This is a genomic window from Leptolyngbya sp. NIES-2104 (assembly GCF_001485215.1).
Lineage (GTDB): Bacteria > Cyanobacteriota > Cyanobacteriia > Leptolyngbyales > Leptolyngbyaceae > Leptolyngbya.
This window is the reverse complement of the sequence record NZ_BBWW01000001.1, coordinates 1,796,530-1,808,630: the sequence shown is the minus strand read 5'-3', so window position 1 is coordinate 1,808,630 and position 12,101 is coordinate 1,796,530. Positions and strand designations below refer to the sequence as shown.

The 12,101-nt window shown below is 47.7% G+C and carries 14 protein-coding genes; 9 read left to right on the top strand and 5 right to left on the bottom strand.

Annotation, left to right across the window (positions count from 1 at the left end; all coding sequences use genetic code 11):
* The first annotated feature begins 73 nt into the window (after window positions 1–73).
* Both NIES2104_RS08375 and NIES2104_RS08370 read left to right on the top strand, forming a co-directional pair.
* The gene (locus NIES2104_RS08375; RefSeq protein WP_058997551.1) at window positions 74–814 is read left to right on the top strand and encodes an HAD family hydrolase; all 741 of its coding nucleotides are present in this window, start codon (window positions 74–76) and stop codon (window positions 812–814) included.
* Between the two features lie 23 nt (window positions 815–837).
* Entirely contained in the window at window positions 838–1,398 is a 561-nt protein-coding gene (locus NIES2104_RS08370) for a thioredoxin family protein (protein WP_058997549.1), read from the top strand.
* Here the strand turns inward: NIES2104_RS08370 and NIES2104_RS08365 are convergent.
* Window positions 1,395–1,934 (bottom strand): thioredoxin family protein, encoded by a 540-nt coding sequence (locus NIES2104_RS08365; RefSeq protein ID WP_058997547.1) that lies wholly within the window; start codon window positions 1,932–1,934, stop codon window positions 1,395–1,397. The two genes, NIES2104_RS08370 and NIES2104_RS08365, sit on opposite strands and share 4 nt — an antisense overlap.
* Window positions 1,935–2,128: 194 nt before the next feature.
* Between NIES2104_RS08365 and NIES2104_RS08360 the strand changes: the two genes are divergently transcribed.
* On the top strand, window positions 2,129–2,692 hold the full coding sequence (locus tag NIES2104_RS08360) for a sigma-70 family RNA polymerase sigma factor (protein ID WP_058997544.1): 564 nt from the start codon (window positions 2,129–2,131) through the stop codon (window positions 2,690–2,692).
* A gap of 16 nt (window positions 2,693–2,708) precedes the next feature.
* Entirely contained in the window at window positions 2,709–3,416 is a 708-nt protein-coding gene (locus tag NIES2104_RS08355; RefSeq protein WP_225895224.1) for an anti-sigma factor domain-containing protein, read from the top strand.
* Here the strand turns inward: NIES2104_RS08355 and NIES2104_RS08350 are convergent.
* Window positions 3,413–3,643, bottom strand: coding sequence for a hypothetical protein (locus NIES2104_RS08350; protein ID WP_058997539.1), 231 nt, complete (start codon window positions 3,641–3,643; stop codon window positions 3,413–3,415). The genes NIES2104_RS08355 and NIES2104_RS08350 overlap by 4 nt on opposite strands.
* A gap of 50 nt (window positions 3,644–3,693) precedes the next feature.
* Between NIES2104_RS08350 and NIES2104_RS08345 the strand changes: the two genes are divergently transcribed.
* Together NIES2104_RS08345 and NIES2104_RS08340 are read left to right on the top strand one after the other, a co-directional pair.
* On the top strand, window positions 3,694–4,041 hold the full coding sequence (locus NIES2104_RS08345; protein WP_058997538.1) for a hypothetical protein: 348 nt from the start codon (window positions 3,694–3,696) through the stop codon (window positions 4,039–4,041).
* Window positions 4,038–4,457, top strand: a complete 420-nt coding sequence (locus tag NIES2104_RS08340; protein ID WP_058997537.1) for an HNH endonuclease — start codon at window positions 4,038–4,040, stop codon at window positions 4,455–4,457. Before NIES2104_RS08345 ends, NIES2104_RS08340 begins: the two co-directional genes overlap by 4 nt.
* A 7-nt stretch (window positions 4,458–4,464) precedes the next feature.
* Here the strand turns inward: NIES2104_RS08340 and recN are convergent, their stop codons facing one another.
* The gene (gene recN / locus NIES2104_RS08335) at window positions 4,465–6,300 is read right to left on the bottom strand and encodes a DNA repair protein RecN (RefSeq protein WP_058997536.1); all 1,836 of its coding nucleotides are present in this window, start codon (window positions 6,298–6,300) and stop codon (window positions 4,465–4,467) included.
* Window positions 6,301–6,630: 330 nt separating this feature from the next.
* Here recN and NIES2104_RS08330 point away from each other — a divergent pair, with 330 nt between their 5' ends.
* The gene (locus NIES2104_RS08330; RefSeq protein ID WP_225895223.1) at window positions 6,631–8,589 is read left to right on the top strand and encodes an AarF/ABC1/UbiB kinase family protein; all 1,959 of its coding nucleotides are present in this window, start codon (window positions 6,631–6,633) and stop codon (window positions 8,587–8,589) included.
* A 141-nt stretch (window positions 8,590–8,730) separates the two neighbouring features.
* On the opposite strand, the gene NIES2104_RS08325 is transcribed toward NIES2104_RS08330, so the two are convergent.
* Window positions 8,731–9,930, bottom strand: coding sequence for an S-layer homology domain-containing protein (locus NIES2104_RS08325; RefSeq protein ID WP_058997532.1), 1,200 nt, complete (start codon window positions 9,928–9,930; stop codon window positions 8,731–8,733).
* Between the two features lie 59 nt (window positions 9,931–9,989).
* The gene (locus NIES2104_RS08320; RefSeq protein ID WP_156426897.1) at window positions 9,990–10,400 is read right to left on the bottom strand and encodes a hypothetical protein; all 411 of its coding nucleotides are present in this window, start codon (window positions 10,398–10,400) and stop codon (window positions 9,990–9,992) included.
* Between the two features lie 380 nt (window positions 10,401–10,780).
* On the opposite strand from NIES2104_RS08320, the gene NIES2104_RS31650 reads away from it, so the two are divergent.
* Window positions 10,781–10,954: a hypothetical protein gene (locus NIES2104_RS31650; RefSeq protein ID WP_156426896.1), complete on the top strand. Its 174-nt coding sequence runs from the start codon at window positions 10,781–10,783 to the stop codon at window positions 10,952–10,954.
* A gap of 436 nt (window positions 10,955–11,390) precedes the next feature.
* The gene (locus NIES2104_RS08315) at window positions 11,391–12,080 is read left to right on the top strand and encodes a pentapeptide repeat-containing protein (RefSeq protein WP_082689951.1); all 690 of its coding nucleotides are present in this window, start codon (window positions 11,391–11,393) and stop codon (window positions 12,078–12,080) included.
* Window positions 12,081–12,101: the final 21 nt, after the last annotated feature.

The following is a 12,101-nucleotide window of genomic DNA, read 5'->3' as shown; positions in this document are numbered from 1 at the left end:
TCAGAGCGAAGATCGTTCGCTTTCAGAATGCCCAGATGAAACAATGAATTGACTCAGTGATTTTTGCAAAAAGATGAAACCGCTAAACCGTGCTGCTAATTTGAATTCCATCCGATTGATCGCGACCGATATGGATGGAACCTTGACGATCGATCAAAAATTCACGCCTCAATTATTACAAGCATTCGATCGATTAAATCAAGCCGGAATTTCAGTCTTGATCGTGACCGGAAGATCTGCCGGATGGGTGAGCGGACTGGTGAATTATTTACCGATCGTGGGTGCGATCGCGGAAAATGGCGGATTGTTTTATCAAGGCGAAACTCAGGAGTTATTAGTGCCCATTTCTGATATCAAATTGCATCGTCAAAGATTAGCAGAAATGTTTTTGGAATTGCGATCGTTCTTCCCAAAAATTCAAGAATCGAATGACAACGCTTTTCGCTTAACGGATTGGACTTTTGATGTGTCTGGATTGAATCTCGAAGACCTAAAACGACTAAACTCACTCTGTCAGAATAACGACTTTGGCTTCACTTATAGCAATGTTCAATGTCATATTAAATTAGCAAATCAAGACAAAGCACAAGGACTATTGCAGGTTCTAGAAAAGCACTTTCCACAATACACACTAGAGCAAATCGCAACGGTCGGAGATAGCCCAAATGATGAAAGCTTGTTTGGACAATTTCCCATGTCGATCGGCGTTGCCAACATTCAGCACTATCAAACACAGCTAGAACATTTACCCACCTACATTACAACTCAACCTGAAGGTCTGGGATTCTGTGAATTCGTAGACGCGGTACTCTAGAAGAGGCAAGACACGAATGCACTATGGAAACTTCAACCCCGACTGCGGCGCGTATCCGCAACTTCCTCATTGTCCTAGCCGCGATCGCGCTTTCGGTCGCGATGGCGCTCGGACTCCGCACACAAAACACAGGCGTTTCCCTTAATGAAATGTCCGCCGCTTCGACTCCTTTAGAAGTCGCACTCACGAACGGCAAACCGACGCTGATGGAGTTTTATGCAAATTGGTGTACAAGCTGTCAGGCAATGGCTCCAGAGTTAAAATCGCTCAAAGATAGCTACGGCGATCGCGTTAATTTCGTTATGCTGAATGTCGATAACGAGAAGTGGCTGCCTGAAATCCTTCATTACCGCGTCGATGGCATTCCTCACTTTGTCTACATGGATCAAAAAGGCAATGCGATCGCTCAAGCAATCGGCGAACAACCGAAATCGATCGTCGAAGACAATCTCATCGCGTTATCGACTGGCTCGAATCTGCCTCACGCCCAAAGCATCGGGCAAACTTCAGAATTCTCTGCACCCGTCAGCGCTAATCCAGGTGATCCACGTGGTCACGGTAGCCAAGTCGTGGAAAAATCCTAATCGCGCCACTTGATCGAACAACCCACCGGAGCCGTCGAAACAGGTGCGATCGCGTCATCATTCAAAAGAGCCGCGATCGCATTTTTCAAATACGGCGTCTTTACCGCAGTTGCATCTTGAGCATTGTCATCGATCGCACCTGCATACTGCACAATTCCTTTTTGATCTAACAGAAACACATGCGGCGTTTTCTCTGCATTAAACGAATGCGCCACATCCTGATTCATGTCGCGCAGGTATAGAAAATTCAATTGATGCTCTGTGACAAAAGACTGCATCTTTTCGTAAGAATCTTCAGGAAACTGCTTTTCATCGTTTGGATTGATCCCGATGAGCGTCATACCTTGAGATTGCAATTCAGTTTGAAGTTGCTTTAAGCGATCGAGATACAGCTTCACATACGGACAGTGATTACACATAAAAACCACTGCGATCGCTCGATGACGCTCCAAATATCGCGCTAAGTGGTGAATCGCTCCATCTGCACCAGGAATCTCAAAGTCAGGTGCATATTTACCGATAAGGGGACTGTCCATGGGTAGCAACTGAAACGGTTTTGTCTTTCCAGTTATAGACCAGCTTGCCGAAAAAACTTACACTTTGAGTCTCAAACTCTGCGCTCTTATTGATGAAGAAATATTAGGGCTACGAATACTAGAACATCCATCCAGTGCTAAGTTAAAGTCCACTGATGAAACGTTCCTCTCGAACGTCTTGTTCTGCGATCGCTATGCCCCCTGATCTTCCTGACAATCGAACCGATGCAGAGATTTATGCTGCGATGAAGGCGGGGCAGCCGTCTGCATTAGGAATTTTGTACGATCGATATAGCGCGTTCGTTTATGGCATCGCGATCAAGACATTGAGCAACCCTCAAGAAGCCGAGGATCTGTTACAAGACGTATTTCTGAGTCTGACGCGCACAAATTCTTACGACCCGAAACGCGGTTCGCTCAAGACTTATTTGGCAGTTTTAACGCGATCGAGAGGAATTGATCGAATACGATCGCGCAACTCATCCGTATCATTCTTAGCCCGGTTAAAACCCAATACACCCGAAGCCACCCCGAATGTCCCACTTGAAGAGATTTTCCGCACTGAACAATCCGAAGCCGTCCAATCCGCCCTCACCCAACTCTCAGAAGCCGAACAGCAACTTCTACAATTGGCGTACTACGAAGGCTTGAGTCAATCAGAAATCGCCGATCGCTTAAGTCTCCCCCTCGGAACCGTCAAAACCCGCACCCGTCGCAGTCTCCTCAAACTTCGCCAAATCCTTACTGAGTTTCTCTAATCCTATGCTGTCGTCGATGTCTTCAGAACACTTACAACTCTTGATCGCTGGGTATGTCCTCGGCGATCTCGATCCGGCTGAGGTGGCAGAATTCGAGCGATTGTTAGAGCAAAATCCAGCGATCGCCCAAGAAGTAGAACAAATGCAGGAAACTCTAACACTGGCTTACGATCCACCCGAAGTTGCGCCTCCTGCTCGTTTACGTTCAGCGATTCTGAATACAACCGTCCGGACTCGTCGATCGATTCCTTGGAACCGCATCCTGAATGTTGCCGCTGCGGCAATAATTGCTGCATTGGGTATTCAGAACTATGCGTTACGTCGATCGCTGCTCCAATCACAGGCTGAAACACAAAGATTAGCCGAACTCAATTTTGCACTTCAAGGCACAGCAAGAGCAAAAGAAGCTTCCGCGAAGTTCGAGGTTGACCCAAATACGCTAGAAGGAGTGTTAACCGTTCAGAATTTGCCCCCGTTGCCACCTGGAAAAGTGTATGCGCTTTGGACAGTACTAAAACCCGAAGCGCCTTTCACCGTCGATCGTCAGAATGCGATTTTGACAGTAGCGTTTACCGTCGATGCTCAAGGAAATGCTACACAAACGATTCCGGTTCCCAAGGTGTATCGAACGGGCAATTTGGTCACGCGGGTCGCAGTCACCTCGGAAGATGCGGCAGCCCCTCAGCGCCATCAAGGAAAAGCCGTTTTGACCTCGCAGCTTTAATAATTGATTTTGTCTGAGACGGCTTGGAAGAGGTCTTCAAAGGCAGACTCTTGATGATGCTCTGCTGTGTAAGTATTCATATCTTGCAGAATGTCGATCGTCTCCCCAAATACAATGTCGATCGTCTCCCCAAATACATCGAAGGAGCCTTTTGAATCATTCGGATTAGTGTGTAGAAGTCTTGCATGTTGGATTTCCAGCCATTTACTAATCTGACAGAACTGCATTTGAGTTAGCTTAATCGTAATAGGATTGAAAAGGTTCTGTTTCTCTTGTTATGGCGAAAATTACCCTAGAACTTCCAGACGAGTTGTTACAGCAGCTTACGGCAGTAGGCGATCGCTTGCCAGAGTTGTTGGCGTTGAGCTTGCGACAGCCCGCAATCCCGGCTAATTTCTACCGATACATTCTCGATTTCATTAGCCAAAATCCTACTCCTGAGCAGATTGCAGCCTTCAAACCGACCGATGAAATGCAGGAGCGGCTTCAGCTCCTTTTAGCGCGAAGCAAGACGGGAAATTTAACGTCGATCGAACAAGCTGAATTAGATGAATATGAGCATATTGAGCATTTGATCATCTTGCTGAAAACGAACAATTTGCAAGCTTTACTCAATGCCTCGTGAGTACGACATATATTCCTGCTCCTCTACGTCGCCAAGTTGAGAATAGAGCGAACTTCAGATGCGAGTATTGCCGCTTGCCTGCTGGAGTTGCATTTTATTCCCATGAGATTGACCATGTGATTGCCGAGAAACACAAAGGTGAAACGATCGCAGAAAACTTAGCGCTGACCTGTTGGCGGTGCAATCGGCATAAGGGATCAGATTTAGGCTCATTCGATCCACAAACGGGTGATTTTTCTTTTCTGTTCAATCCTCGAACTCAGCAATGGTCAGACCATTTTAGATTTGATCAAGCATCTCTGTTTGGACTCACACCCGAAGGTAGAACAACGATCGAACTTCTTCAACTAAATGGCAATGAGCGAATTGAAGAAAGACAACGATTGTTATTGATCGCGCCAGAACTATTACAGTAAAAAAGCTTTAACGCTTTCGAGTCGATCGCGCTTTTTTCTTCGGTGGTGCTTCCACAGGTTCTGGTAATGCCTCAACCGTTCCTCCATTTCGTAGGCTTGCGGCTTGTGCCAGTAGCGAATCTGCAAACGCGATCGCCGCTGCCTCGGTCGTGGCGTTCTCGGTCGAGCCGACTTGTCCACTCGCTAACTGTGCCAACTCTTGACGGCGTTGTTCTTGATTAAGCAAATTCACTTTCACGATCGTTCTTAAATCCGGAGTTGCTCCGTTACCGTTCTGGGCTTCGTGACTGATTTCGACCACTTGTTTCGCCACGTTGAAATGGTGATCTGCCATGGCTGCTACAATCGGTTGGTGAGTCACACAAAGAACTTGGTGATGTCGTCCGAGTTGGTAGAGTTTTTCTGCGATCGCTTGTGCGACTCGACCAGAAACCCCAACATCGATTTCGTCAAATACCAAGGTTTCCGCCGAATCGACTTGAGAAAAACAAGCCTGCAACGCGAGTAAAAATCGGCTCATTTCCCCGCCCGATGCGATATCGGTTAACGGTTGCAGGGGTTCACCAGGATTTGGACTAAAAAGATACGTGATGCGATCGCTTCCTGCTGCGGTTGGCGAAATTGGCGTGATTCCAACCTGAAACTGCACCTTTTCCATTGCCAGCGGTTTCAATTCAGCAATCAGTCGCGCTTCTAAACCTTGAGCAGTGGACTGGCGCAATTGGGTCAGAAGCAAGGACGCTTCGGTTAATTGAGCTTTGCGGGTTTCGGTGAGTTTTTCGAGTTCCTCGATCGATTGTCCTGCACCGGTGAGTTCTTCAAGTTCGGCTTGAAGCGATTGTTGAAGTGCGATCGCATCACTCAAATTCGGACCGTATTTCCGGCAAATTTGCTTCAGTTCAACAACCCGTTCTTCAACTTCCTGTAATCGTTGTGGATCAGTTTCGAGATCGTCTCCGTAAGCGTTGATTTGCTGTCCTGCTTCTTCGACGAGAGCAAGCGCAGAAGTGACAATTTCTAGAATCGGTTGAATTTGCTCGTCATACCGCGCCATGTCGGTGAGTAAGCCTTCTGCCTTGCCAAGTAGGTCTGCACAGGCATCTTCACCGTTCTCGTTCTGATACAAGGCTTGGTAAGCCTGATAGCTTTGCTGCTGTAATTCGACACTGTGACTCAACCGCTTACGTTCTTGCTCTAAATAATCCAACTCATCTGGATCGTTCAAGTTCGCAGCATTCAGTTCGCGCAGTTGATAGTCGAATAAATCAAGCTGCTGTAAGCGTTGTTTCTCCGAATGTTTCCGTTTCTCTAGAGCTTGTGCGGCTTGCTGGTAGCTCGAATATACCTGAGACACGACTTCTCGCTGTTTTAGAAGCGCTACACCACCGTAGCTATCGAGCCAATCACGTTGAAGTCCGGGCTGTCCGAGTTGAACCGTTTGCCCTTGTGCCGTAATTTCGACTAAGCGATCGCGCAAAGCTTCCATTTGCTGCTTGTTCACCAAAACGCCGTTAATTCTCGATCGATTCCGCTGTCCAGAACCAAGCGCGACGATTTCACGACTACAAACCGCAAGCTCGTCATCGAGCAAATCGATTTGTTCTTGCTCGAACCAAGATTTCAGCAAGTCATTCACTCGGAACGTCGCTTCGATCGAGGCGCGTTCTTCTCCGGTTCGGACTGCCCGACCTGTGACCTTGCCACCGAGCGCGGCATCGATCGCATCTAAAATAATCGATTTTCCGGCACCTGTCTCTCCGGTCAGAACGTGCAGTCCTGCCCCAAGCGTCAAGTCGAGGTGATCAATCAGCGCAAAATTTTCGATCCGCAGGGACAATAGCATGAAGACTCACAAAACAACGATCTGCACTTCTTTTCCATGTTAGCGAGGACAGGCTGGAGTACAAGCATGATTTGGTTTTGACTATAGTAAATCCGTTCTAAGAAAGCGTCAAGAGGGAGATGAATTAAGATTTCTACCCGCTTCTCGTTCTTGATGAGGATTTCCTGATAGGAGTGATTCGGTAATCTGGCGATCGCGAATCCCCTCAAGGCTTCGCCAAAATGATTAACTGAAAACAGGAAGTCCTCGAATGCTTCTTGTTACAATACGTTACATAATAATTGCCTCCGGTGTCGATCGATGAACCCAACTTCTAATCCGTCCCACGCTATGACTCCTGAAGCGCCTGACTCGCTTCCCTTTATTCGTACTGAGAATGGACTGATCACATCGGAGTTAGCGCTGGTTCCGAATCAAGCGGACATGACCGTTTTGCGCTATGACCCCGATTTAATTGCGGCGTATTATCGGACGCGATCGCTGTCGGTTTGGCGACGGACGTTTGGCATTTTTCTACCGTTTCTCTTTTTTGCTGTGCGGCTTTGGTGGGATCGGTTCACTGGAAATAGCCTTAAAAATCAGCAGAAACAAGCGATTCACCTGCGCGAGATGCTGACGAATTTGGGTCCGGCTTTTATCAAAATCGGACAAGCACTCTCGACCCGACCCGACTTAGTGCCGCCCACTTATTTAGAAGAATTAACCAAACTTCAGGATCAATTGCCGCCGTTTCCGAATGAAGTCGCGTTTCAGTTTATTCGAGAAGAGTTGGGCAAAACTCCGGATCAGATTTATGACGAACTGAGTCCGTTACCGATCGCAGCGGCTTCTCTTGGTCAGGTGTACAAAGCCAAGCTGAAAACGGGCGAAACGGTGGCGGTGAAAGTTCAGCGTCCAGGACTGGCTCAAAGTATCGCGCTCGATATGTTCATTCTGCGGCGATTGGCAGGATGGGTGATGAAAAACGTCAAGCGCGTGAAAAGTGATCTCGTTGCGATCGCGGACGAGTTAGCGACTCGCATCTTTGAAGAGATGGACTACACCCAGGAAGGTCGCAACGCTGAACGATTCCAAGACCTCTACGGGCATTTGCCAGAAATCTATGTCCCGAAGATCTACTGGGAGTTTACGGGTCGCCGCGTTCTGACAATGGAATGGATTACCGGAATGAAGCTGACTCAACTCGATGCGATTCGCGATCAGGGCATTGATGCGACGCACTTAATCGATGTTGGGGTGCAATGTTCGCTCAGACAGCTTTTAGAGCACGGATTCTTTCACGCTGATCCACATCCTGGAAATTTATTAGCGATGCCCGATGGACGATTAGCGTATCTTGATTTCGGCATGATGAGCCAGGTTGAACCCTATCAGCGGTATGGATTGATCGAAGCGATCGTGCATTTAGTCAATCGGGATTTCGAGGGTTTGGCTCAAGATTATGTGAATCTTGGTTTCTTATCTCCCACGATGGATCTCACTCCGATCGTTCCAGCATTTGCAGAAGTATTTAACGAGGCATTAGGCGCTTCTGTTGCAGAAATCAATATCAAAAGCATTACCGATAAATTGTCAGCGTTGATGTACGAATATCCGTTTCAGGTGCCTGCATTTTTTGCGTTAATTATTCGATCGCTAGTCACCTTAGAAGGAATCGCAATCAATGTCGATCCTGAGTTCAAAGTGCTGAGCAAAGCCTATCCGTACGTTTCCAAGCGGCTCTTGACCGATCCGGCTCCAGAACTTCGGGCATCATTGCGCGATCTTTTATTCAAAGATGGTAGCTTCCGCTGGAATCGTTTAGAGAACTTGCTGAAGAATGCCAGAGACAATTCGGATTACAACTTGGATCAGGCACTCGATCAAGCAACCGATTATCTGTTTAGCGATCGAGGTGAATTTATCCGCGCCAATTTAGTGAATGAAATTGTTAAAGCGATCGATTCTCTCAGTCAATCTGCTTGGAGAAATCTTTCGTATGGTTTCCGTGAACGAGTTGGATTAGCGGTGGAACGTCCACCATTACCGCCGGAAAATCAAGCCACTCTAGACCATCTCAAACGAGTATGGAACATTCTGAGAGAAACACGCGGATTTAATCAAACTAAGATTTTGTCTTTGATTCCGCGACTGTTAGCGAAACCGGAAACCCAGCAGATGGGGCAACAGATTGTGAGCGATTTTACTCAGCGATTGGCAGCTCGATTGATTCGGGAAGTGTTGTTAAAAGATGAATTAAATCAGCGATCGACGGTGCAACCCTCGGCGGCATTAACGGTTGTGCGTTAACGATCGTACGTGCAACCCAACGCCGAAATCCGGGTAGAGACGCGATTAATCGCGTCTCTACGGCATCGGGTAAATGCAGAATTTGTCAATTGGTTCCCCGAAATTGATCGTCCCCAAAACATCCCCAAAACCCCGATCGCCCTATTGCGGTTTCTCACCCTTCAACGCCTGCTGCGCCGAAATCCCATCCCCCTGAAATCCGAAATACCACAACACCGCCGCCGCCTCTGCACGAGTCACCGATCGCTTCGGCTGAAAAATCGTCGTAAACCCAAACGCCCGTCGAATGTTCGCCTGATCGCCATTCTGAAAATCGGCATACACCGCTCTTAGCGCATTCGCATCAATCCGACTCGCATCTTGAAATCCCCAGGTTTGTTTTACCGAATCGATCGTGGCATTCGGCAACGGCTGACGGGTATCTACCGGAATCTTCCACAGAATCAAATCTTCCCGACTCAGAGGCGCGTCCGGTCGAAATAACGCTGCACTACTACTGCCCGATAGCGAACTGGGAATCAATCCCGCTTCTGCCAATCCTTGAATCACTGAAAAATCGGGATCTTTCGCGGACACATCTCGAAACGCCGTTTGTCCCGTTTCGACCGCTAAGCGAATTTGACGCGCAGGTCGATCGCGATAAATCCGATTGTTCGCTTCAACCAACCATCGCGCATAAACTCGCCGTGTCACATTCTTATTCGGTTCAAACAGCGTGTTATTGTCTTTTGTCTGACCCGTCAGAACGCCAAGCTGCGCCAAATCTCCGATGAAAGATCGCAGTTCTTGAGGTGCTTTCTCGATATCTGAGAAGCTCGGATTAGAAGTTCCTGGAGTCGGAGAAGGACTTGCAGCGGGTGATTCGGTCACTTGTGCCGTTTGTTCGGATTTGGTTTCGATCGAGAAATTCACCCCGCTCTGAGCCGTCGCCAACCCGATACCAATCCTTAAACCTTGACGCGATGCCACCAGTCGTCCTTGTTCTGCATTCTGCTCATTCAACGTCCAGCCGTTCTTTTGCAGTTCATCGCGGTAGAAATTGAAGACGCGATCGCGATCGTCTGCACTCGACCAGCGCGTAAACAAATCCGTACTCTGCTCTACCGGAGTGCTTCCGGTCGATCGCGCTTCTACTAAAGTTGCGTTCGGATACTTGGGAATTTCTGCCGGAAACGTGGGCGGCAATTGTGCCGTTGATTGAGGAGAAGCTTGGGGGGTTGCAGTCCCCGTCAGTCTTGGGTCAGCCGCCAGCGAATCTCGCAGCGAATTTGAACAACTCGATAGCGGCAAGACACAAAGCATTGCCAACCCAAAAGAAGCCGTAATTTTCTGAAGCGACATCACGATCGAACATCCATCATTACTTCGTCAACACTAGCGCAAATCGGCTTCAGTTTGGGTTAGTCGCGATCGTCGTCGAGCATTTTCTGTAAGCGCGATCTTTCCAGCACATAATAGTCAGAAAGCCCGCTGCGAGTCGCTTCGACTTCTTGAGACTCTTCAGAAAAGATTTCAAATTTCTTCAACCACCAATCAAACGCGGCGGGAAACCGGACATGTTCTTGAGCCGCCTGCAACAGTTCTAATGCAGAATCTCTTTGAGAATCGAGATCGGGATTGTCATCTTGCAACATCGCACAAGCGCGTTCTCGGAGTTTTGTGCGGATTTCAGAGGCAGAAAGTTTTAGACATTCGGGGGAAAGATCGCCTAAGAGAAGTCCACGATCGGTATACAGAAGAAGTCGAATTTTGCCTACCTCAAATGCAGTGTTGCGAACGGTGCAAATTAGTTTTTTAGGGCAAGTTGTCAACTTTCGATCCAAGTGTATTTTCATGTTGGAGCTAGGTATCGAGACGAAAGTTTGGAGGCTTTTATGCTCTATAAATTAGCGGATTTTTCGCTGAAATTCTGAGTTGTTTTGCAATTCTCTATAATTAGACTTCAAACTCGTTGACATAAAGATTTTATATATCCGCAGCGTACTTAGAATGACGGTGCTATCCTGGGTCAAGGAATCAGCAGGGTTCACTCCGGATACCACTACCCGATTAGGGACTGCGATCGCAAAGTCGCCCAGGCTATAGTGGAACTATCAGAGGATATTACCTCACAAGCTGTCAGTGACTTGATCCGCGCCATTGACAGGTTCGATTTGCTCATCATTGCAGTTTATTTACCCCAAGTCTTACCATGTCTTCTTCCAACCAAAACGGTCAAACTGCGACTCAATCCCAGCAGTCACCGGAACAATTGAACGATCGCGCTAAGCTCGAATCGCTGATTCCCAAGAATCTCAGCAGCAACAAAAGAGCCGTGATCGAGCAGTTGGTAAGACGCTATCAACAAAGTCATCTTGATCGTTAGGGCGGGGTTTGAAGATTTTTCACTGCGCTACTGACTCGCCCCGGAATAGAATTCGGGGCTAACAGAACGAAGTCCCCTTCAGTGGACTAAAAACCAGTTGAAATCTCTTCAGTCCGTCTCAACGGACTTCGCACGATTAGCCCCGAATTCTATTCCGGGGCGGGACTCACCGAAGCGAAGAACTTTAAAGATTACCCGCTCTCTATCCTGAGATATAGTCTTGTCAAAAACAAGACTAACTTGCTTTGCCTGTACTACAATGTAGTTCCTAACTTCTCACAGGTTTGGGGTTGTTTATACGGACTGAGACAGGCGACCCTCTGCAAGATTACGATGGCTCTGACGGTACTTTTTACGAAATCGACTAGAGCCACCTTGTATTCCTAACTGTGCAGCGTCCTGTGTCCCCACATGGTCTCAGTTAGGCAAGGCAAATATGATGACCACCGATCAATCTCTTCAACTTCTTTTAGACTTAATCGAACAAGTCAAGACCGCTGAAACCGACGACTTTTTTGCACTCTCAAACATTGCCGGACTCGATCCGATTCGAGATTTCTCAGAAGCAAATCTGAGTGGAATCGATCTGCGATCGAAAAATATGTCCAAAGCCGACTTGATCGAAGCGACCCTCGTTGGCGCAAGTTTGATTAGCACCAATTTGACGGATGCTCGACTGATTAGCAGCAATCTCACGCACGCAAACTTGACCGATGCGACGCTCACCGGAGCCACTTTGATTAATGCAAATTTATCCGGTGCGATTCTGGTGAATGCCACCTTAGATAGTGCAAACTTAACCGGTGCTATCTTGACCGATGCGAAGTTGAGTTATGCCGATGTTCGTCGATCGATGTTGACCAGTGCAGATTTGAACGGAACGAACCTGAATGAGACGAATCTGAGCTATGCCACGCTGCGACGAGCACATCTGATTAACGCGGACTTGAGTGGTGCAAGTCTGTATGGTGCAGATTTAGCGGGTGCAGACCTACGCGGCGCAACGCTATCAGACACGAATTTTGTCGGTGCTAATGTTGAGAGAACCCGATTTAACAATCCTCGCTGGTTTTCGAGAGAAGCAAAACGGGATTTGACTCAACGCGGCGCAATCTTTGAAGTTTAGGAAATGCAGGAGGGAGACGCA